We start from the raw sequence: 22,279 nt of genomic DNA, 5'->3' as shown, positions 1-22,279 counted from the left end.
TTTTCATTTTTTTCATTCGTTTGGTTTTATGATTGAATAGTTGGTGTTTCTTCCACCCTGTCAGTGGTTGTAAACCCTGACAGTGGTTTTCTCAATTACCACCCCTACCCGCGATGTACATCGGGGGTAGGGGTGCTGGCTCTACCCTGACAGGTTTCCGGTAAAGCCCGCCGGGGCACCTGGCCCCGGCAGGCTGGGCTGACTACGGCCACCCGGCTACAGGTGGCCATCGCTCTGGATTAGTTAGCTGGTAAATGATTAGGAACATGGTTAGTTAGTTTGGATGATTTGGTTATTGAATTGTTTCGCAAAAGGACGTAGCTCTCCCATTTACCACCCCGATGGCAATCCACCCCTGTCCCGAAGTATCGGGACCCTAAAGGGGACTTGGAGTTCGTAGCACGCGTTAGGCAGTGATATTTTTCAGCTGTTTGACAAATCTTCTAACCTGTCAGGATTCCAAAAACCTGACAGGTTTCGTGTACCAACAGCTTTCCAGGTAGGGCCTGCCGGAGGAGCAACACCCCGGCAGGCAATCTGAATTCTGAAGTCACCGCCCTGGCGGGGGCGGCCGATTGGGTTGGATATTTGCTTGGTTTACAGGATTCATGGTTTGGTATATTTAATTTCATTCACCCTGTCAGTGGTTGCAAACCCTGACAGTGGTTTTCTTTCTTGTCCCTCTGGTATTCACCCCTGTTTCCCCTAAAGGGGACTTGGCGTCCGTAGCGTGCGTTAGGCAGTGATATTTTTCAGCTGTTTGACAAACCGGAAGTACCAAGTCATCGGTAATTCTGTTTGGAACAGCGGCCCAAAAAACCTGCCGGAACCGAAATCCCGGCAGGCGGGCTTTGAGCTGAACTGACCGCCTTGCAGGTGGCGGTCTCTTAGAAAAAGTATGATTAAGATGAAAAGGGTTCATTGGTACGGTACGTTTACAGGTTTAGTTGCCATCCTTCCCGAAGGAAGAAATAATGGATTATGGTTTGTGACCGCACTTAATGGCCAACCCGTTCAACGCCAATGTTTGGAAGGTGCGGTTGCCGGTACAGCAACCGGATGAAGAGAGTGGAATAATGACAAAAAAAGAAGGCGCGAACGATTGTCATTATTCCTACAATCAGGCTCCGCAAGGGCCATCGCAAGAGAATAAAACAATGTCCGCGCCCCTATAAGATATAAGGGCGCTTCCACTATCTGACCTCTTGCATTGAATTTTGCGGATTCGATTGTAAGGTCAAAAAAGCGCTATGTCATTTCGTACTGTAGTTCCAGCACAAAATTATGATTTCATTTAAAAATCTAGTTACGGTTGCATCCTATTTTTCTTTTAAGTTCATATTCATAAATCCGGTTCAAAGTAAAGAAGGCTAAACGAGTTAATAAAAATAATCCGGCCAATAATTATTGATTTTACGCAAATAATTATCATCATAATCAGCATTTTGCTATTTTCGTTATATTGTATTTCTAATGAAAAAAGATGGAAACAAAAGATAAGACATTGAAGAATACACACCACGGACATGCCATCAAACGGATACGGCGTACCCTGGGTGTCAAACAGGAAGCTTTAGCCGGTGATTTGGGGCTCAGCCAGGCTCAAATATCAACTTACGAACACAAAAAAGTCATTGATGACGGAATGATTGAAAAGTTTGCGAAGGCACTAAATGTAGCTCCTGAGTTCATTGAGGAACTGGAAGAAGATCCCGTTACAGTAATTATTGAAAACAACACCTTTGAAAAAGGAAGCGCTGCTGGAATTAATACAATCAATAATAATCCTGATCCCATCGACAGGATTATAGAACTTTCAAATGAGAAAACTGCACTTTATGAGCGTATGCTTGAGTTAGAAAAAGAGAAGAGCACGTTATTGGAGAAGTTGCTGAAAGAGAGGAAATAAAGAAACATATTCCCATGCTGCATTTTTATAAGAGAAATAAAAACCAACAGAATTGAAATAGGATGGATCCAATATTACAGAAAGCAATAGTATTAATTGAAGAAGCCAGTAATAATGATAACTTTCACTTCGACTATTCGGGTAATTTATTCGCTACGGGTGAGAGCTCAGCAGATTATTCTGCTTACTACTTTGAACTAAGTGAGGATTACTTTCTAATACTTGATTTCAAGGACTTTAGTTTTGACGACTTCTCAATAGTTAGTAAAAGTCAAAAGCAATTGGTTTATCAATTGTTGAATGAAGAGTAATTTATTCATTTCGGCAATCACTTTATCATAATGAGAAATTGCATTCATCCTATGATGAAGGTTAGTGTTAGAATCTTTTGCTTAATCAGTATCCTTCTGACATTAGTAGAACTAACAATCTTCCTCGAATTATTCCCAAACAATACTTAATACCTTATTCTTGTAAGGAATAATCTGTTCATATACACTACAGTTAATATCTTGAACATCTTCAAACCAATCTATGGCCCATAATTTTTCAGTCCGTTTTTTTCCACTACCTATGCGAAAATATTGACCTGCTAAACTGTCTTTAGGAACATTGATTTTACCCTCAGCCAACCTCCAAAATCTAAAGTCATTACTTTGCCATTTCCATTCTATTTTGTTATTCTCCATGTAAATAACCATTATTGGATGCGTACCTATATCAGCAAAACGGATAGCGCATGCAGTAATGCTAATATTATATTTTCTAGATAAACTCTCTATGACCTCAAAGTCAAATTTTCGAAATTTTTCACAATCAACTCTAAATCTCTTTTCAGGCATTAAAATGCATGATGCAAAGTAATCCGCTTCTCGCTCAATTAATAGGTGTTTATTTCTATTATACCTCGATGGATGAGGTTCTATAAGCCCTTCTTTTAAGGCTTGTCTATGACTATCAATGAAATAATGTCCAAGTTCATGTGCTAATGTGAATCTTCCTCTTTGCGTGTTGGGTCTATTACCTAGCGCTGTATTTAAATGAATATAAAACCCATTATCATATACAAGAATACCATCAAAAGCATTTTCATAATCGTCATAAAAAATTGGAACTTCCTCTAATTCAGCAATCTTATCTAAAGGAGTTTCTATTTCATCATATTCCAATGCGAGAAACTCAGCTAAATCCTTAATTTGATTCTTCTTCCTATTATTTATTTCCATCTTTATGTTTTCGCCTCATCTTATCAAGTACTGATTTTGGAATTTGTTCATTTCCTTTTCTTGCTGCCATTCTCAATTCATCTATATCCTTTTGTTCTTCTTCATCCCTTATTTTCACCACGCTTCCTCTTACGTCAAAAGACTGATTGATAATTTCATCAGGATCTATTCTGAGATTCTTTAGTTTGAAATCATAATTTTCATATAATAGCTCAAATTGCTCTAACTCTTCATCATTACGCTGATAAGTATACCCTGAAATAGCCAAAAACCTGTTTAAATTATCAGGTGTTAATGCCACTTTCTGTTTATTCTTAGTTGCCATTGTTTCTTTTTAAATAATTTTCGACTTGCTTAATCGCCTGTTCTTTGTATTTCCTTATAGAGCCAGGAACTAATTCCAATTCTTCTTGTAATTTTCTACTTACTGCCCTTGGAATATTGTTGCCTGCATGAGTGTAAAGCCGATACGTCAGAAAAATAATTCTATGCTTTTCTCCTAATTGATCAATTACTTCATCAAGAATAGTTAACTGTTCTCTTAATTCCTTTCTGCTCATTTCGCCTTCAGTAGCTTTTTCAGCCAGCTCATCAAGTGAATGTATTAATGATAAATCAGTTTCGACATCGGGTTCGTAACAAGCACCATTATTAGTGTAGTTTGCAAGCTGAGTATATGCTATCCGATTAAGCCATCTTTTTATTCCGAGGTCGATACTTTTTGACTTTGATTTTTTATGGTCATATGTTGGATATTTCCATACCCTTGCAAAAGTACATTTTACTATATCCAATGCCACTGTTTCTGTAAGATGCCATTTATCGCAAAATATCTCTGCAGCCCTAATTACGGACTGATCATAGCGTAAGCAAAACTCATCAAACGCAGCTCTAGCTTCGGCGGGATATTCCACTTTCCAACCAATATATACAAGTAGGTCTAGGCTGGAAGTCAATTTAATTTCTTCATTTATTTCCAAATCGATCCTGTTTATTCATATACCAAAAGCGTGAGTCACGCTTTAAGTATATGGGTAGAGAACAGTTAAATATAAAAAAGAAATGACAATAAATTCATCAAAAGGCGGAAGCAGAATATTTGAATCAGAGAATAGGAATCATTCAAAAGTAATTGATCATAATTGGGGTCATATTTCCCAAAAATAGTCGTTTAAACAAAATTGAAAAATGGAGGAAAAGAAAAAATTTACAATTCTGACTATTGACGGCGGAGGAATTAGAGGGCTAATACCTGCCAAAGTATTGGCGGAACTGGAACGAGAACTGAAGTTGCAGAATCCGGACAAACCGCTATATGAATATTTTGACCTCATTTGTGGTACCTCCACAGGTGCAATTCTTTCGATTGCCATAGCATTAGGAATACCAGCAAAAGATTTGGTACAGTTCTACAAAGAACATGCGGAATCCATTTTTCCGAGATGGTATCTGAAAGTGCTACCACGAAAAAGCAGAGCAATACTGACATCAATTTACAGTAATAAAACATTACGGCGAAAACTTAAGGAAATATACACAGAAGCAAACGGAGGGAAAATTCCAATCATAAACGATCTGAAGACCAATGTTTGTATACCGGTTTTTAATGGTAACGATGGGCAGATTAATGTCATAAAAACAAAACACAGTGAAGATTTCTTCAGAGATTATAAGCTTCCTGCCCATGAAGTTGCTTTATCCAGTGCTTCTGCTCCTGTATATTTCCCTCCACATACATTCTCATTTTCCAATGAATTTGGAGAAGGAGTTAATGTGAACATGATTGACGGTGGAATATTTGCCAATAACCCTTCACTTGTCGGAATACTGGAAGCTACGGGAAAGTTGAACCAAGACTTTTCAGATATCCGTTTGCTTTCACTAGGTACAGGAAAAGGAAAACATATAATAAAGAAAAGCTGGAAACCCAAAGATATCTGGTATTGGCTTTTCCCAAAACCAAGGCTTCTTGACATTATTCTCGATAGCCAGGCCCAAATAACGGAGCAGTATATTCTTTTTTTGAAGAGAATGGCAGAAAAAAAGGATGATGGATTTGAATATCTACGTGTTCAATATGATTTAGGGGGAGATACGATAGACCTCAATGCATCAAGCAAAAGGGACCTGCAGCGTCTTGAATCTATTGGAGATGAACTGGCAAAAAACAACCTCAGTAATATTTTAAAATTTTTAAACTCAAAATAATATGGCAAACTGTCACAGTTTATTTCAGGATTTCCATGAAGACATCAGTATTGGAAAGTCCAAAAAAGATCGAATGATGAATTCGAAGAACGGATTAAGAAAACGGATTCGTAAATGGTTTAAAGATAATCATCCGGATTACGAGCCTAAGTTTTACATTCAGGGTTCTTATAAAATGAAAACAGGAATCCGAACAAAAGATGACATTTGTGATCTTGATGATGGAATCTATTTTTTCAGAGAACCGGATGTCACTGCTACAACATTACAAACTTGGGTTTGGAATGCAGTTGATGGTTATACAAGTACTACTCCTGAGCATAGAAAAAAATGTATTCGTTCAATCTTTTCCGGAGATTATGAAATTGACCATCCCATATATTACAAAGTTGATGGTCAGAATTACCGCCTTGCCGTAAAGAATAATGGCTTTGAAGACAGTGACCCAAAAGAAATGGTTGACTGGTTTAACAAGCAGAAAGATGTTGATGGGAAACTTATCCGTCACGTTAAATATCTGAAAGCGTGGTGCGACAATAAGCGGAATAAAATGCCAAACGGACTCGCAATGACCATTCTTGCGTCGAATGCAAAAACTAAGATTGTACTCAACAGTAGGGATGACATAACACTAAAAGATATTTTAAAAGAAATCAAAAAAGCATTGAATATCAAGTTTGAATGCATTGTTCCAGCAGTACCGAATGACGACTTATTTGCAGATTACGATGAAACGAGACAAACCAATTTTCTGACAGCACTTGACAACTTCATCGAAGATGCTGAAAAAGCCTTAAGAGAGAACAATCAACTCACTGCAAGTAAATTGTGGAGAAAACATCTTGGCAATAGGTTTCCTGAAGGAGAAGACAAAGAAGATGAATCCAGATCTCAACATGCCGCTGCTATTGCAGCTGGAGCTGCAAAATCAAATCCGTGGGCCAGTGAGTAATGGATTTCAAATATTCAAGAAAGAAGCTGAATTAATTCAAAATGAATATCCCGGATTGAAGCTCGATGCTGACGAAATGACTAATGCGCCTTGCCTTTCCGGGATAATACAGCTTGAGTCGGAGAACGGGGATGTTATTGACCGTTATAAGTTGAAAATTGTAGCGATACCTGAATATCCAACCCGATTTCCTTATGTTTTCGAGACAGAGGGAAGAATTCCATTAAACATTGATTGGCATGTATATCCTAATGATGGACACTGCTGCATAAGTTCTTTTCCTGAAGAAATCTTAACCTGTAAGAAAGGGATTAATCTTCGTGATTTTATTGAAAATCATTTAAAGCCATATCTCTTTAGTCAAAAGTATCGTGAGGATAATGGTTTTTTCCTACTAGAAAGAGCACACGGGGTCAAAGGGAATGTCCAGTTTTTTATTGACGCTTTTAAAACAAATGATTTGATACTCATTGTAAATGGTCTTCGTTTTATCAAAAAGCGTAAAGAACCAAATCGAGTTAGTCTGTGCTTTTGTGAGAGTGGGCAAAAGTTTAGGAACTGCCATCGGGAAACATACAGAATGCTTAGTATTTTCTCGGATCATGAAATCGAATTCTTCATCAATATGATTGTGAGATATGGCTACGCCAGTAGCTTAATAAACACATTATTGTAAGGTAATTCTTGCTACAGGTGCGCGACGCGCTTTCCGTTCGAGTCTGCACTGGGCCAATCTGTCTACTTTTACTTCCTTTCTTACACCAAGCGACAAAGACGAATTGGCGTTATTGCAACAAAGAAGCAGTTGAATCCCCTCTAAACTTCTTACTACACACAGCTTTACTCGTATTTGATTTCTTAATCCCAACATTCAAAATATAAGAACTTTACTATTTCATAAGCTAATTCCTCCTCTATAAATTTCAAATACAGATTCTTCACAGCTATATCCGATGAGCTCCTTAATAGCTTATGTGTTTCATATAATTTAAAGTTCGCAGCATCCATTGTTTTATATGCCTTTACAACCCTTTTTGAAATTAAATCAGTACCTCTTATCCCTGAATCTGTAATTTTCACATCCGTAAGCCTTAAAAAAATCGGAATGTCAAAATTTATTTTATCCGTCGTTTGGGGAAATGAAGTCAAAACTGGATGAAAAAACCAAAATGACTTTGCTTTATTCCCAGTACCAAAAAATGAATAAGGAATGATTGACCAAACAAGAAATCGTTTACTATCAAGTTCCAAAATGAAAAGCTTCCTTTTAAATTTTTCCGTCTGTTTTTTTAATTTAATTAAATGATTCTCATTAGATTCCACGATTTCTTTATCAAGGAATAGTGTATTCAAAATATTTACCATTTGCAGAAAACTTCTATAAACAGTAATTCCCATTAAACGTCCAGCCTCGGGGTGTGCAAAAATATTTCTAACTTCTCTTGCTTTATCCCATTCTTTATAAAAATCTACAGAAGTATGTTTACCGAGCTTTTCAAGTTTACTTTTTAGGCTTTCATATTTTCCATTGCATGTAATAGCTAGCTGGTTTAATCTTATTTTCACTCCTGCTTCAAATAGTCTTGTAGCTTTTGAGAATGCTTCATCAATGAGTGGATAGCAGTAGAAACTGTAATAAATTAATCTTTCAACAATTTCATATTCTTTCGAGATCTCCTCGGGAACATTTTTGTGAAATCTTCCTTTTACCATAAATCTAGATAAAAAATCTTCATGCGATTTGATATCCCAAATGGCCCAGGTTTCATCTGGCTGAGAAAATTTATGTATTTGTTTTTCCAATTAGCTTAGCTTTTATAGTCGATTATTTTTTAAATGAACGTTAATGGTCATTTGTGTGAGTAGTGGCAGATTGGATGGTAATATCCCAGCAAATCGTAATGCAGTTTGAGCGGGCCATAGGCATTGATATTTAGCACTACCATTGCTCATACTTGCTTTATTAAAACAGGTTTGCCAAGGAGGAAAAACTATATTTCACATAAATTCCAAAAGTCAATCTATTATACCAATCTTTCAGCTCTTGTTCTTCCTCTGCTTTTCTTCTTTCTACACTCTGCTCAAAATCTGGCAATTCCAAATATATACCTCCGATGAACTTACCTTTCATATTAAAAAATGAACTTGAAAGTCCTAAATCTTTATATGATACTAAATTATCTTGGTTTGTTGATTCGTTTATTCGCAAATATAAGTCAGCTATAATAACATTGTTTTCGCCAATATTGATGAAACGAATCAAATCAAAATCATAACGATTAAGATAAGCAGTTTTATATTTGTTTGGATATGCTGTTTTTGAAATTTGCGTAGTTCCTACGGAAGTATTTTGAGTAAAAGTAGTAGTAACCTTGTAATCATTAGTAGATAGCTCATCTAAATTATTTGTTTCCTGGTATGTATATCTAAAACCAACAATCCATTTACTATTAAATAGGTAATTAACCCCAAATCCACCAGAATTACCACTAAATGTTTCCTTTTCAAAGCTATTTTCAATATTGGTTGAATCCCAACCTTTAAAAATATTAAATTTCTCTCCTTTGATGCCAAAATGTCCATAGATGGTTAATTTCCAATATTCCTCTGAGCCAACATTTTCTATTCCTGATTCTAATTTAACTTTTAGACTTTTAATTTCTTTCCAAGTTTGGTTTTCTTTCATATAAGAATAAAGTGTTTTTGCGGAGGTGACAATCTCTGGTTGAAGGGTTTCATCTTTTGACATCTCTTCAAGAAGCTTTTGAAGTTTCTCGTATTTATTAAGATTTACCTTCAAAGCGGGCACTACTTTACTTAGAATATATTTTTTAGCTGAATCACTTTTTATCTTATAGATCTCCGATATTATATCAGCACCAAAAGACTTTCTAAAAGAATTTGACAATGAATTAAGACTATCCTTTAGTATTTTAGCATATTTTGAAGTATAATCATCACTTATTTCATCTGAGTTAGAAAATGAATACCCCAATACTGTTGATATACTACTAGTAGGGACAATTTCACTACCTGAAAAGATATTAGATAAACCTTCTTTACTTTTGCCCATTACATCTAGTCCCCAGATGAAACCATTAGGTTTTAATTTACTCTGAGGGAAGTTGTTCGTTTTAAAAGTTAATGAAGCTTTACCAACATCTACTCCTATGTTTGTCGTAGGTAAAAGAATTGTGCTCTCTCCTTCACCCGTCTTAATATCCTGGCAATAAACACTAGATAATACGAAGATATTAACAATTAAAATTATTGCTGTCTTTTTCATTATGCCATCCAATTAAATAACTGTATACCGCTTTCTTTCTTAAATTTTGATTCTATTGGAGTTGAATTCACTTTTTCACCATCAACGTATACATCCATATAGCATTTAGCATTCTTTGGGCCAAAAAGGATTCCCACAACATGAAGCATAATATCAACATTGATATTATTGTTAGTAACAATTAAACATCCACTCTCTTTAATTTTCTCATTAGATTCTTTGTGATTAATTTCGAACTCTCCAATTTTCGAAATTAATTGAGAAGGATACGTAATCTCGCATTTTACTTTACTCATGATTATTGAATTTAGGTTATAGTTATCAGTTCATCAAATGAAGCACAACGATGTTGTATGCTGTAAATATATTATAGGCATAACCTAATATTTAACCATAAAATTCTGCTCGTACTGTCTGTTACAGGCCCCATTGGTTCTATTTCATTTAGGGCTATTTTCATCTCATTAGTCGTTAGTCCTTAATAATATAACTCAAAACATGCACGAAATATTGCCCTCCCCTTTCGCTAATGTAAAAATTGGAAACGGATGCGCAGGGAACCAAGACCAAGATGCCCCGGGGCTCAGCACAAAGCACTGCCTTACAACTACCAGCGGAAGGATAAGGTAACTACACGGAGCAGGACCTTATAACTACCAGTGGAAGATCCTTAGTACTACACGGAGTAAAACCTTATAACCATTTGCCGAAGATCCTTAGTACCATTTATGGAAGATGCTAAATACCATTTTTGAAGAAACCTTATAACCACATGAGGCTGGTAGTAGTAAGGGATTTTTCCCTGGCCCGGAGATGGGCGTTCTATTGGTGCATTCCTCATTTCAATACAAAACCTGCGCAGGTTTCAGCCAAAACCATGTGTGGTTTCGGGTAAAAGCACATGTGGTTTGCTTCAAGATCACGTTAGGTTTGGAGTAAAAGCAAGCGTGGTTTTTAGTGAAAGTTCGGCTCCTCGCCTTCCCTATTCAATTTGGTGCTTATGATTCGTAAACATGAAATAAAACCGGAGAGAACCGGGCATGGAACGGTTGTCGCAACCGTAATACAGTACTGACCCGTATTATTTGTTCTGTAAAATTTATTAACTTGAGCAGCAAAGCCGAACAAATGCCTGAAACTAAAATTCAAATACGTCCCAAGAAATCTCGGATACCATACGATTTTAAAGATAATCCATTTGATGACCTTGATATATAAGATACCAAAGGTACACATAACACTCCCGTATGGGAAATATATGTTACTTTTAGTACACATATAAACTAGTTAGGCAACATTTTGAATGAAAAAATCAACGACCATATCATGGATTCTTTTGGCAATTGCTTTTGCCTCTCAAAAATCCTCAGCAGGGAGAAAAGAAATATCTGAAATTGCAGATGGAATAAATCATGCAGTGCCGACAAATAGAGAATTAGAGGAATCAATAAAATGGTTGATACAAAACGGAATTATTTCAGAGACAAATAAAAAGTTCTCCCTTTCCGATTACGGAAAAAAGTTGATTAATAATGCCAATTCCAATACAAATATAATTTTCGAAATCTGGAAGAATTTGGAAACGGAGATAGACGAAAAATTAAAGAATGAATAAGGCAGTTCAATTAAAATGGAATCTCCTGACAGGATTAGTAATAGTTGGAATTAATCTTTACTGGATTTGGGATAATTTGTACTTATTATATCAATATCACAACACCGGTATTTTGTTCCTTTTTATGTATCCGGATTGGGCATTGATTTCAAATTCTGCCTTAGGACTTGTTGGTTTTATAATTGGAATTCTTACAGCCTTTGACAAGTTGACAATAAAAAAAGGAATTTCAGCCAGTGTCTTTTTGATTGTAATAAGAATAGTAATAAAATTTATATCAGTGAATTAAAAAAAATAAAAAACGTTGCCTAACAATTTGCAAATTGCATTGCGGGGTTCGTGCGGTGCGTTGTCTCTGCTCCTTTCTTGACCGTCTTCGTCCTTCGGACGCTGACGCTCTTCGAAATCCGCAACGACAACTTGCAAGTGACCGTTATGCACAAGGTTGAAAAAAAGATTGCATACTTTTTTTTTAACTTTATTTGATAATTCCGACAAAGATGAATAAAGACTCAGATTCAAAAGAAAAAGGGAAACACAAAGAAACTATTGTTAGTTCCTTAGGACAATTTGTCGATTTTGTCACAAACTTATCTTCAAGCGGGAAAATAATATTTCGAGGTCAAATCAATGACAAACCATTAATTCCTGTTGTAGGTAGAAATAAAGAAAGAGAAAATTTCTTCAATAATGAGGAGAAAATTTTTGAGACATTCAAAAGAGAAGCAATTCCATATATAAAATTCTCGGTAAATAATGACTGGCAATGGTTGGCAATTGCTCAACACAATGGGGTTCCAACAAGGTTATTGGACTGGACATTAAATCCTTTAGTTGCTCTTTGGTTTGCAGTCAAATATTCCGACAAAAATCCAGAATATAGAATAGTTTGGGCATTTTACTATGACGAGTATGATGATAGAATTGATACAAAAAAAGTTGGAACCCCATTTTCGATAGAAAAAACTTTTGTGTATTTCCCCGAACATATCTTTCCATATATTCAAGCACAATCAGGTTTATTTACTGTCCATCACAGATTAAATGACACTAAAGATTTTGTTCCATTAAATAAAATTCATAGTTCTGACCTACTTTTAAGAAAAATAAAAATACCTAATAAAATGGTTCCTACAATTCGTTATCAATTGGATAGAACTGGGATTAATTCTGCGACTTTATTTCCTGGATTAAGTGGAATTAGAGACAAAATAATTTATGACTATAGACTATGCGATGATGAATTTGGAGAGAATAATAAATAAAACCCAGTGCATAACAAATTGTAAATTGCATTGCGGGGTTCGTGGTGAGTCGTTCGCTGGATTCTTGCAACATCGTTCCGTCCTGCCGGACAGGAACGCGCTCCGAAATCCGCAACGACAACTTACAGGTAACCGTTGGCAACAAGTGTAAAAAGACAGATCCGGCAGACCAATAGCGACTAACTTGAAATTTGATTTGCAAGAACAGGCCTTAATGAAAAGAGAAAAAATACATACCAATAAACACATAACAGATAATAGAAGTATAAACTTCTTATTGCACCATATTTCAGACAATGACTTGCAGGGTATTTCCGATAATGAAGAATTTACGAATTTGATTTCTGACCATACAGATGATTATTTTGTTTTTTTCTTTTTGCAAGAAGGGTCAGCAAAAGTTCGAGTAGACTTTAAAGAGATTGAATTTCGTAATGGTACGTTTTTTTGTACTATACCCGGACAAGTACATTCAATTATAAGTCTTTCTAATATTAAAGGCTGGGTTTTGGCTATTGATGCTGTGTTCGTAAAGAATGAGTATAAAGCAATTTTCAATAAATTACATTTTCTAAGCATTAACCCCCTTTTAAGTCAAGAAGAGTCGGATGAATTATTGCAATGTATTTTACTAATAAATAAAAAATATAGCCTAAAAGATAAATTATTATGTCAAGGGATTTTGTATGATTTAGCTTCATCCTATATCGGCATGATTGCGGAAATATATCAAAAAGGATTTCCTGCCATAAAAAGTAATCGGTTATTTGAAATAACCTCTCAATTCAAAACTTTATTATCAGCAAATTACCAAACCATGAAACGTCCAAATCAATATGCTTCCGAGATAAAGATTTCCCCAGTTTACCTAAATGAAGCGGTAAAAAGCACCACAGGACTTTCCGTTCGGGATTGTATTCAAAACGAGATTATTCTACAAGCCAAGCGTTTATTGTACTATACTGATTTAACAATCAAAGAAATATCCATAAAACTTGGTTATGACGACTGGGCTTATTTTACCCGTCTATTCACAAAATCAACTAATCTTACGCCTAGTCAATTTCGGAAAACATACCTTAAATAGTCCAATCATTACCCTGTATTATCCATTTCATTTTCTGCAAATCCATCGTCTCTTTGCAATATTAATTTTCAAGCGAAGTGGAAAATGAATTTTTTTTATCAAAAACAATCCAAGTTAGTCGTTGATATTTTGTTGTTTTTAGGTATTGCTGGTCTTGGTGGCACTGGAAAAACTTGGAGTTCCGCTCATTGTATCGGGGCTTCAATTTGGCTTCTACTGATGTTTATTCATATTGCACAACATTGGCAACTTACTAAATCGCTCACAAAATGGAGCGTTATTCGAAAAAACAAAATAACTGCCTTGACAACATTCGGGTTTATACTAATGTTGTCAAGTGTTTTTCTATTTGCTTTCGAATTAAAGGATTCTTTTATAGCATTTCATCATATTGCCGGACGTCTTTTTTTTCTTATTCTTATCATTCACATAGTAACCAAGTTCAACCGATTCATTTCAATGTTTGGGAAAAATAAACGAACTTCAGCGATAAAACTAAAAACGGAGCATCCTTCTTAAAAATAAAGCATCCCGCTAAAACAATAAAGAACGCCAATGTGTCATTCATCTTGATTGAGAGACAATTCAATTTGATAGGATTGTAGTTGAAAAATGATATATATTTGATGTTTAATAGGACAAAGAATAACACCAGTTGCCAACAATTTGTATATGGCAGGCGGGGGTTTCAGCGGTCTGACAAGTCAGACCTTGCGCCCACTTTCCTGCGGGTCTGACACGATTTCTTTTCGAAATCCCGCCCGACCACATACAAGTGACCGTTAAGTGCAACTTGAAAAATGAAAATAATTGAGCTGATACCCAAAAAAGGAATAGAGCATATAGACTTTGGTATGACTAGAGATGAAGTCCGGTCTATTATGGTTGACAAATACAATGCTGGTTCTCCTGTTAAACGAAATGAAGAAACAGAATGCTTTTTTGAAAATAGCCTTCAATTTTCATATGAGGAGGACAACACTTTATCTTTTATAGAGGTTAGTTCATGCCCTCCCATTGGAGTCAGAATTCTAGGAATTAATACTTGGGAAGTGGATGGAAAAGAATTGCTTGATTTTCTGAATGAAAGAGATAAAATGAATGAAAAAATATCAGAAGGTGGCAGTAATCCAATTTTTCAGGAGAACATAATTACCTTGTACGAACTTGATGAGCAGTATGATGTAATTGGAGAGTTTAAAGGTGAGAAGTGGGCTGCAATTGGTATAGGCGATTTAAGATACTATAAATCAATATGTGAAATTTATGAATAGAGATGACGTAATACGAATTATTAGTGACAGCTATCCTTTCGATATCGTCTCATTTGATCAAGAATTTCCAAATGAAGCATATTGTATTCGGTTGAATCAAGAAAATAAATGGGAAGTGTATTACTCAGAAAGAGGAAACAAAAATGATTTGAAAGAATTTAATAGTGAATCAGAGGCATGTACCGATTTACTAAAAAGAATAAAAAAAAGCACTTAATAAATAGGACTCTGAGTGGTCGGCACGACCCAGCGATGAGTCAGTGTTGAACTACACCCGCCGGGTCAGTGGCTATGTACTTATCGAGCGATTTATTGAATTTTATTGAGATTGAGCATATAGGCGTTCTTTGACGTATTGCAGGTTTTTGTGTGTTTTCAGGTCATTGTCACGAACAAGCTGGTGTTTATGCACTGCTTTTTCACTCTTTTTGTTGGCTTCCGGGCATACCTTTTCCCAATAGAGCCGGGAGCGCCAATTGGGAAGTTGGTTATGATTGTGTCAATGGTTTTTCCAAAGGGTTCCATGCAGGAGATCGTATTCGAGGCAGTTCCCTTATGGCAACCATTCTCCCGGTTTTGCACGCCGGGCAAAGACAAGGGTTTACACCTGTCAGCCTTTCGAATCGTTCAACATTGGTTTCAGGTGGTTTTTGTTGGCTTATTATCTTATCAATGTCGGGCTTTTCTTCCGGGGTAAACTGTAAATTAAGGTTTCGCGTTACGGTATGGTTGTAAATACCGAACCTACGGATTTTGACAAATCGTTTTGGCAGGATGTGCATGGTAAACCGTCGCAGGAACTCAACTCCATTGAGTGTGACGGGCTTTTTGATGGCCCTGTCGCGGTAATCTTTGGCAACGAAAGTTACTTTACCATCGGCAATGTTCAGGATGCGCTGATTGGTAATGGCCACCCGGTGGGTGTATTGTCCCAGGTATTCCACCACCTGTGCCGGTCCGAAGAAGGGCTGTTTGCAGTACACCACCCAGGGACGGCCAAACAGGGCCTTGTACAAACCCGGGCCTTCAACTTATAACTACCTGTGGAAAATACTTAGTACTACCGGCGGCAGGTAGTTAGTACTATCAGAAGCAGGACCTTACAACTACCAGCGGAAGGATAAGGTAACTACCCGGAGCAGGACATTATAACTACCAGCGGAAGATCCTTAGTACTATATGAAGCAAAACCTTATAACCATTTGCCGAAGATTCTTAGTACCATTTTTGAAGAAACCTTATAACCTCATGAGGCTGGTAGTAGTAAGGTAATTTTCCCTGGCCCGGAGATGCGCATCTCGCCGCCGCGGGAAGCGGAACACAAGAGCGCCGGATTTTCTTCTTCATCTCGCCAGGGAAAGTTCTTCAACTTTGTCGGGAAACTTCTTTAACTTCACACAGAAAGTTCTTCATCTTTGCGTACAAAGTTCTTCATCTCCGGCCGTAAAGTTCAGCTTCGCCCGGAGGTGAGATGCGCTGGGGGTTGAGAAGGACGACAGATTCTCGCTATAAAAAGTAATCTAATTCCCCCCCACTCTATTTTTCCATAGTATCGTCCATAATCTTTGAGCTTCGGATTACCCGAAAAACCAGCCAGATTAGTATATTTATCATCCTATTACGACTGAACAGATATTCAATCAAAACGTATGTCAACAATTAACAACTGGACAACCTATTGGCGAAACACGCTTGCCGACGGAGCAAGGAATGAAATTACTCTTTCGTCACTAGACAGAAACACAGTAATTCGCCCCAGACCGGACCATATTAACCTTACAACGGGTAGTATTGACAAAATATTAGCTGAACAGCTTTTCGCATACCTCAACAAAAAAGAGAACGAGGAAAAAGAGACCAACGAAATTCGAATTAAACAAACGCCGGTATTAATTGCCCTTTTCAGTATCGTCCCCAATGCAGAATCGGCCATTGAGCCGGAGGAAAAAGAGATGTTCCCTTTCTGGATAAAAGCCGTCTTAGATATTAATGGTAACCTGGAACCCGATGAAGAAAGCTTCCCTTACATTCCCAGGGTATTTCTGGAACCTCAATTAAGTGAGAGATATTTTTATACTTTTTCGGATGTCGAAACAATCGACCGTGTTTTCTATGACCTAAAATACGATGAAATTGAATGGCCCGAATACTGGAGCTATATTCTGGGAATCTTCAATCGAATCACAGGACAGCACCTCGTGGATTACAGCGTCGAAAACTACCAGACAAAATATGGTTTTACACTAGTCGTCAACGATTCATTAAAAGGTGCTTCGGATGCCATCATTCAACTCTACGATACTGTATTAAAAAGTAATAGCCACTCGAAGCTTTATGAAAGACTTGTAGACGAAAATTTCCCCACAACCAAAAGACTCTGCAGTATCGAAGACTATGAGAAAGATACACAACTCCATTATGGGCAAATGAATTATGAGTTTCCGCTGTCTTACTCTCAAAGAAACGCACTCTATCATTTTACACATATCGATGATGGCGAAATTTTTGCCCTAAACGGCCCTCCAGGTACCGGTAAAACGACCTTACTCCAGAGTGTTGTTGCCAATGAATTTGTAAAAAAGGCTATTGAAGGTACCCAGCCAGGCATCATAGTTGCTACCTCAACAAACAACCAGGCGGTGGTCAACATTATCGATAGTTTTACAAAAGCCAAGACGAAAGAAGGACCACTATCTGGCAGGTGGTTGCCCGATTTGAAAAGCTATGGCATGTATCTGCCGGCTAAAGGCAAAAATGTAGAGGAAGAAATCTCTCCTGACATTCTGTATTACAAATACACAGGCGAAGGGTTTCCGTCACAGGTTCAAAAACCAGAATATGTTCAGAAAGCAAAAGAGTTTTTCCTCGATAAATTTAAAGAATACTCACACTACAGGGAGTTTACCGTTGCCGGAGCCGTTGACAAACTTAGAGAAGACTTACTCGCCATCGATAAGCAACTTAAAAACGGTATTGAACAGTGGAAAGCATATAAAAGCATTTTCGACACTGTCGAGACGTACTCCGGGAAGAAAGACAGCACAAAATATTTTAGCGACAGTGAATTGAATGCCGATTTGATTAAAAGGGAAAAACAAATATTGAAAGAAATAGAATTCAACTATCTCGACTACCTTAACCATGAACCCTGGTGGAAAAAACTATTCGTTATCTTTTTCAAAAATGAACGGGCAGCAAATCTGTTCGCACGTTTTCACGATTGCCCCATAGAATATCAGTCTGTCAACTTCCGTAAATTAAAATCCATTAACGAGTTTTTCAGGTTTAAATTTCATTTAATTGACAACATTCAGGCACTACATAACACCTGGAACTTTTGGAAAAACAGCAACTCCATTAAAAGTAATCCTCCCCTTTCCTTCGACGAACTTAGAAGAAAGGAAAAACGAAACCAGGATTACTTTTACGATGAACTGGAAACAGGTTTTAAACATCAGGCTTTTCAGCTGGCAACCCATTACTGGGAGGGCCGCTGGCTGATGGAAATGGAGTCATTGGATGAAGAAACACTGAGGAGAAACAACGAAGCCTTTGCTTTAAAAAAGTGGCAACGATTTGCCATGCTAACGCCGTGTTTTGTTTCGACTTTTTATATGATTCCCAAATTTTTCACTTTCTCAAGATTTGTTGGTAACCGGAGTGATGGAAAACCTTCATTTGAAGCACCTCCACTAATTGGTGGAATTGATCTGTTGGTAGTAGACGAAGCCGGCCAGGTTGCTCCCGAAGTAGGCGCGCCTTCGTTTGCCTTGGCTCAAAAAGCTATTGTTGTAGGCGATGTTAAGCAGATTGAACCCGTGTGGAATGTCCCATCGAAGGTCGATTACTCAAATTTAATCCGCTATGGAGTAATTAACAGCGAAGCCGACAAAGAAAGAATCCAAAAGCTTCATGCTTCCGGCTACCTGGGATCATCGGGAAGCATCATGAAACTCGCACAAAAGAGTTGCAATTACCAGTTGGAAAATCACGATGAAAGAGGCTTTCTGTTAATAGAACATCGTCGATGCTATAACGAAATCATTCAGTACTGTAACGCATTAGCATACCACAACCTGCTTGAACCCAGAAGAGGAAAATCGAATGATGCACCTTTTATTCCCATGTCATTGGTTCACGTAGAAGGAACATCGTTTATCATAAATAAAAGCCGGGCGAATAGAGAAGAAGCGCTGGCAATTTCGGAATGGCTGGCTCAAAACACAGATTACATTCTCGATTACTATGGTAAGGCAGCATTGAAAGAGTATGAAAAAACGGATGGTTTAAAATCGTTTAAGGCCCCGGAGATTAAGGACCTGGTAGGAATCATCACCCCGTTTACAGCTCAAAAATATACCATCACAAGGATGCTAAAGGCCAAAGGTATTAAGGTCTCCGGGATGAAAATTGGTACCGTTCATGCACTACAGGGAGCTGAACGTCCCATCGTGCTGTTTTCCTCTGTTTATTCCGGAAACGATATCGGGAAAGGATATTTCTTTGACCGGGACAACAAACCCAATATGCTGAATGTGGCGGTGTCGAGAGCAAAAGACTGTTTCATGGTTTTTGGGAACAGAAACATCTTTGCTCAGAACGGTTCCACTCCTTCATCGATACTCGCCAAGCATCTGAAAGAACTGAATTTGAATTAAAACCGAACCTTTTATGTTTGATTATTCAATTCATTTAGTACATTTAAACCAATAACGGATAACTATTTATTATGACTGGTATAATCGCGTACAAAAAGTTCGTTGATAATGGAAATACAAACCGGGAATCAGAAAACTTTCAACAATTTCTATTTCAAAATATCGATTTTAGTCTGTCCGAGTCACCAATCTCTTTTTTTAGAAGTGATTTTAGGGAAGTTAAAGTAGATCATGTTAAGTTTAAGTGCAATGAGTTTGAAAGAGCTGATTTCACTGACAGTTATATTTCTAATTCACTCTTTCAGGAAGTTCATTTTGGAACAGATTTTATCAATGTATATTTTCACAATGTCACATTTAACGAATCTTTATTCGAAACCTGTACGTTTCTTAGATGCATTTTTGAATCTTGCAAGTTCGATAGTGGACATATCGTGGATTCCACTGTTCAAAATTGTTCGTTTATTGATTGCCTGTTTGATAACATTGTTTTTAAAGAGAACACCTTTGATGATATCGAATTCGAAAAATCGTCCTTCAATAATATTAACCTAGCTAATATGACAGCGAAAGATTTTCGATTTCGTAACTGTAATTACAATAAACTAGTAATAGATCCAGATTACATTGGTTCGTACTTGATTGATGGAGAGTTTTTTGATGATGTTCGATTTGAATACCGAGGACATGTAATAGAACTATTTGAAGAAAAAGAGAATATTATTGAAGGTCTGGTAAATCTTTGGAGAAAATCGAATAGATTCTACGAATTATTCAATCTGTTAATTCTTTTAAGAAAGGTAAAAAATACAAATGAAGACTTGTCGAAAGTTTTTAGCGCATTAGTAAAACAACTAGGTAAAGTAAATCATCCTTCTGTTCGCTCCTATAACATATTAGGAATAATTAAGGCCTTAACGTTCTATTCAGAGGGCAATTACATAACAACGAGTGAATATATCTCATTGACTTCCCAATTGGAAAAGGAAATTAATTTTGACGTTGATTTTAATGCTTTTGGTCAATTGAAAGCATTTGCAGCTTATTATGAATCCAAGTTGATTGAAGAGCCTCAGAGAGGTGCCAACATTACAGCAAGAGCGGTTTTTAGCATAAAAGAGTATGGGGACAACTTAAAGATATTCAAAGAATGGTTGAGTGAAATTGAAAAATATATACTTTCTGAGAGAATTATAGCAGGAGATCGCTTGTACAAAATTATTTCAGTGGAAAAAGGCTCAATAATTGTTACAATCTTAGGCTCTCTTTCTTTTTTTCTGTTGCTAATAAGGCAAGTTGCAACGTTAAAATCAAAAATAGAGCGTGAAAGGAGTCAGAATTCCTTTTTGTCTTTGACTTATAAGGACCTATCTAAACAATTTGAATCCGTCACTTCTGTCAAAGAAAAGAGTGAAATCGTAAGAATCTATAAAGATATTGCAGGTATGGAAAAATTGGAGAGAGTGGATAATAGAATGTCTCAAATATCAAATAAAGTTGGCTTAATGGAAGAAACTATTAAAAAATTAGATATCCATATTTAGAGCTTCAGTCAGAGCCGGCAGATGTCCCCTAAGATTCTTCATCAGGTTAATCCTTATTGAGACTTTATTGTCCTGGAAAAAAGAGAAATAGTTGCCCATAATTGGCAAAAGATTATGACCATAAAGTAACTTTTTTGTTACGTCAATAGGATCAACCTCTCCTAATAGTACCTTTTTTGATACCAGCATTGTGAAATATCCAGAATTTGTTGGATATAGTTGCCAATCAGTGCCAATTAACGAAGCACTCAATAAATTGTAATTATTTCTAATAGTTGAGATATTCTGAGATTTGCAGGCATAGAGCTCGTTCCTGGCAGATTCAGCATAGAATAGTCGAAATAGATTGACTTGAATCTTATTCAATCCTCCGGATATTTGACTCGACAGATCTTCAATTAATGCGATATTATCTGCCAAACTTATTACAACTGAAAATTTAAGATCGTTTAAGAAGAACAATTTTGGCCCTGAATTAATAAGGAAGAAATCGTAACTCTCTTTTATGATGTTGGTTTTTTCTCTCGAAAAAAAAATGTCTGCGTCATTTCTCCACTCTAATCCGCCTAAAGTGCCATCTATAAATACAGTTACCTTATATGCATTAGAGATTTTGACAATACGCTCATAGATTTCTGTGCCAATTTCCAGGCCAGCACAATAAACAGGATCCGAAAAGATAATTACTTCAATGTATTGTTGCTTTACTATTTGTTCTATTCTGTCAGAATCAAATCGAAACTCATCTAAATCTCTTAGATGAAAAAAAGTTATATCTCTACTAAAGTCTAAGAGAGTATCAATAATTGAATAATAGATAGGAGTAACTAATAAGAATCTCTTTTTCCCTTTTTTTATTAATGCTGACAAAGCTAAGTATATTGAATTTGTCGAATTAATTCCCAACGAAAAGTTGTTTAAATGCCAATCTCTATTTGAGGTACAATAGTAATTCTTAAGTGTTTCCTTTGTAAATTCTAAATCTTCTGAAAATTTGTAGTGAAATTCATCTTTAGCAATTTCGGAACTCTGAGAGATAATCTTATTGGGATACACAACTAAATCACTGTCACAATCCCAACTAGAAATAAAAAATGGCGTTTTACTATACTTTGACTTGTAGATTTTTAACTCTTCGAAGATCCAATCCTCATAGTCGATCATAATAAATAGTTATCCATTATTCACTCCATTCTCACCGGACCACCACTAAATCATTTCGGGGGTGCTTCTTTTCAAGTATTTCGGTTTGCTT

Annotated in this window: 22 protein-coding genes; 14 read left to right on the top strand and 8 right to left on the bottom strand. The window is 36.6% G+C overall.

Features of this window, described 5'->3' with window-relative positions; translation table 11 throughout:
- Nucleotides 1-907 precede the first annotated feature (907 nt).
- Both T426_RS25840 and T426_RS0118425 read left to right on the top strand, forming a co-directional pair.
- Nucleotides 908-1,063 (top strand): hypothetical protein, encoded by a 156-nt coding sequence (locus T426_RS25840; protein WP_153637629.1) that lies wholly within the window; start codon nucleotides 908-910, stop codon nucleotides 1,061-1,063.
- A 420-nt stretch (nucleotides 1,064-1,483) separates the two neighbouring features.
- Entirely contained in the window at nucleotides 1,484-1,909 is a 426-nt protein-coding gene (locus T426_RS0118425) for a helix-turn-helix domain-containing protein (protein WP_025866343.1), read from the top strand.
- A 440-nt stretch (nucleotides 1,910-2,349) separates the two neighbouring features.
- Here the strand turns inward: T426_RS0118425 and T426_RS0118415 are convergent, their stop codons facing one another.
- From T426_RS0118415 to T426_RS0118405, 3 genes are read right to left on the bottom strand one after another with little or no spacing between them, the layout of a single operon-like run.
- The gene (locus T426_RS0118415; protein WP_025866341.1) at nucleotides 2,350-3,135 is read right to left on the bottom strand and encodes an ImmA/IrrE family metallo-endopeptidase; all 786 of its coding nucleotides are present in this window, start codon (nucleotides 3,133-3,135) and stop codon (nucleotides 2,350-2,352) included.
- Entirely contained in the window at nucleotides 3,122-3,460 is a 339-nt protein-coding gene (locus tag T426_RS0118410; RefSeq protein ID WP_027586091.1) for a hypothetical protein, read from the bottom strand. The genes T426_RS0118415 and T426_RS0118410 overlap by 14 nt, the downstream gene beginning before the upstream one ends.
- Complete coding sequence (locus tag T426_RS0118405; protein ID WP_025866179.1) at nucleotides 3,450-4,115, bottom strand: RNA polymerase sigma factor; 666 nt, start codon at nucleotides 4,113-4,115, stop codon at nucleotides 3,450-3,452. Before T426_RS0118405 ends, T426_RS0118410 begins: the two co-directional genes overlap by 11 nt.
- A 208-nt stretch (nucleotides 4,116-4,323) precedes the next feature.
- On the opposite strand from T426_RS0118405, the gene T426_RS24260 reads away from it, so the two are divergent.
- The 3 genes from T426_RS24260 to T426_RS0118390 are packed head-to-tail and all read left to right on the top strand — an operon-like array spanning nucleotide 4,324 to nucleotide 6,971.
- Nucleotides 4,324-5,343, top strand: a complete 1,020-nt coding sequence (locus tag T426_RS24260; protein WP_025866180.1) for a CBASS cGAMP-activated phospholipase — start codon at nucleotides 4,324-4,326, stop codon at nucleotides 5,341-5,343.
- Between the two features lies 1 nt (nucleotide 5,344).
- Nucleotides 5,345-6,295: a cyclic GMP-AMP synthase DncV-like nucleotidyltransferase gene (locus T426_RS24255; protein ID WP_051569024.1), complete on the top strand. Its 951-nt coding sequence runs from the start codon at nucleotides 5,345-5,347 to the stop codon at nucleotides 6,293-6,295.
- Nucleotides 6,240-6,971, top strand: coding sequence for a hypothetical protein (locus T426_RS0118390; RefSeq protein WP_153637630.1), 732 nt, complete (start codon nucleotides 6,240-6,242; stop codon nucleotides 6,969-6,971). The genes T426_RS24255 and T426_RS0118390 overlap by 56 nt, the downstream gene beginning before the upstream one ends.
- Nucleotides 6,972-7,153: 182 nt before the next feature.
- Here the strand turns inward: T426_RS0118390 and T426_RS0118385 are convergent, their stop codons facing one another.
- The 3 genes from T426_RS0118385 to T426_RS0118375 all read right to left on the bottom strand — a co-directional run bounded on the left by T426_RS0118385 (nucleotide 7,154) and on the right by T426_RS0118375 (nucleotide 9,877).
- Nucleotides 7,154-8,098: a hypothetical protein gene (locus T426_RS0118385; RefSeq protein ID WP_025866182.1), complete on the bottom strand. Its 945-nt coding sequence runs from the start codon at nucleotides 8,096-8,098 to the stop codon at nucleotides 7,154-7,156.
- A 160-nt stretch (nucleotides 8,099-8,258) separates the two neighbouring features.
- Nucleotides 8,259-9,581 carry a hypothetical protein gene (locus T426_RS0118380; RefSeq protein ID WP_025866183.1) on the bottom strand — a complete coding sequence of 441 codons (1,323 nt, stop codon included), beginning with the start codon at nucleotides 9,579-9,581 and terminating at the stop codon, nucleotides 8,259-8,261.
- Nucleotides 9,581-9,877: a hypothetical protein gene (locus T426_RS0118375; RefSeq protein ID WP_025866184.1), complete on the bottom strand. Its 297-nt coding sequence runs from the start codon at nucleotides 9,875-9,877 to the stop codon at nucleotides 9,581-9,583. The genes T426_RS0118380 and T426_RS0118375 overlap by 1 nt, the downstream gene beginning before the upstream one ends.
- A 1,007-nt stretch (nucleotides 9,878-10,884) precedes the next feature.
- Here T426_RS0118375 and T426_RS0118370 point away from each other — a divergent pair.
- From T426_RS0118370 to T426_RS0118335, 7 genes are all read left to right on the top strand, one after another.
- Nucleotides 10,885-11,196 (top strand): hypothetical protein, encoded by a 312-nt coding sequence (locus T426_RS0118370; protein WP_027586089.1) that lies wholly within the window; start codon nucleotides 10,885-10,887, stop codon nucleotides 11,194-11,196.
- A complete protein-coding gene (locus tag T426_RS0118365) occupies nucleotides 11,189-11,485 on the top strand; it encodes a hypothetical protein (protein ID WP_025866186.1) in 297 nt (98 codons plus the stop codon). Before T426_RS0118370 ends, T426_RS0118365 begins: the two co-directional genes overlap by 8 nt.
- Before the next feature lie 211 nt (nucleotides 11,486-11,696).
- On the top strand, nucleotides 11,697-12,461 hold the full coding sequence (locus tag T426_RS0118355) for an FRG domain-containing protein (protein ID WP_025866188.1): 765 nt from the start codon (nucleotides 11,697-11,699) through the stop codon (nucleotides 12,459-12,461).
- Between the two features lie 214 nt (nucleotides 12,462-12,675).
- Nucleotides 12,676-13,548: an AraC family transcriptional regulator gene (locus T426_RS24250; protein WP_025866189.1), complete on the top strand. Its 873-nt coding sequence runs from the start codon at nucleotides 12,676-12,678 to the stop codon at nucleotides 13,546-13,548.
- A gap of 84 nt (nucleotides 13,549-13,632) precedes the next feature.
- Complete coding sequence (locus T426_RS0118345; protein ID WP_025866190.1) at nucleotides 13,633-14,067, top strand: hypothetical protein; 435 nt, start codon at nucleotides 13,633-13,635, stop codon at nucleotides 14,065-14,067.
- 281 nt (nucleotides 14,068-14,348) lie between these two features.
- A complete protein-coding gene (locus T426_RS0118340; protein WP_025866191.1) occupies nucleotides 14,349-14,822 on the top strand; it encodes a hypothetical protein in 474 nt (157 codons plus the stop codon).
- Complete coding sequence (locus T426_RS0118335; RefSeq protein WP_025866192.1) at nucleotides 14,815-15,039, top strand: hypothetical protein; 225 nt, start codon at nucleotides 14,815-14,817, stop codon at nucleotides 15,037-15,039. Before T426_RS0118340 ends, T426_RS0118335 begins: the two co-directional genes overlap by 8 nt.
- 271 nt (nucleotides 15,040-15,310) lie before the next feature.
- Here the strand turns inward: T426_RS0118335 and T426_RS24245 are convergent, their stop codons facing one another.
- Entirely contained in the window at nucleotides 15,311-15,838 is a 528-nt protein-coding gene (locus T426_RS24245; RefSeq protein ID WP_051569023.1) for an IS91 family transposase, read from the bottom strand.
- 633 nt (nucleotides 15,839-16,471) lie between these two features.
- Here T426_RS24245 and T426_RS0118325 point away from each other — a divergent pair.
- Together T426_RS0118325 and T426_RS0118320 are read left to right on the top strand one after the other, a co-directional pair.
- Entirely contained in the window at nucleotides 16,472-19,480 is a 3,009-nt protein-coding gene (locus tag T426_RS0118325; protein ID WP_025866194.1) for an AAA domain-containing protein, read from the top strand.
- Nucleotides 19,481-20,040: 560 nt separating this feature from the next.
- Complete coding sequence (locus tag T426_RS0118320; RefSeq protein ID WP_244957743.1) at nucleotides 20,041-21,024, top strand: hypothetical protein; 984 nt, start codon at nucleotides 20,041-20,043, stop codon at nucleotides 21,022-21,024.
- On the opposite strand, the gene T426_RS0118315 is transcribed toward T426_RS0118320, so the two are convergent.
- Nucleotides 21,007-22,188, bottom strand: coding sequence for an aminotransferase class I/II-fold pyridoxal phosphate-dependent enzyme (locus tag T426_RS0118315; protein WP_027586087.1), 1,182 nt, complete (start codon nucleotides 22,186-22,188; stop codon nucleotides 21,007-21,009). The two genes, T426_RS0118320 and T426_RS0118315, sit on opposite strands and share 18 nt — an antisense overlap.
- Between the last annotated feature and the right edge of the window lie 91 nt (nucleotides 22,189-22,279).

This window comes from Prolixibacter bellariivorans ATCC BAA-1284, assembly GCF_000621705.1.
In the GTDB taxonomy this organism is placed as follows: Bacteria; Bacteroidota; Bacteroidia; order Bacteroidales; family Prolixibacteraceae; genus Prolixibacter; species Prolixibacter bellariivorans.
This window is presented reverse-complemented; position numbering and strand designations above follow the sequence as displayed.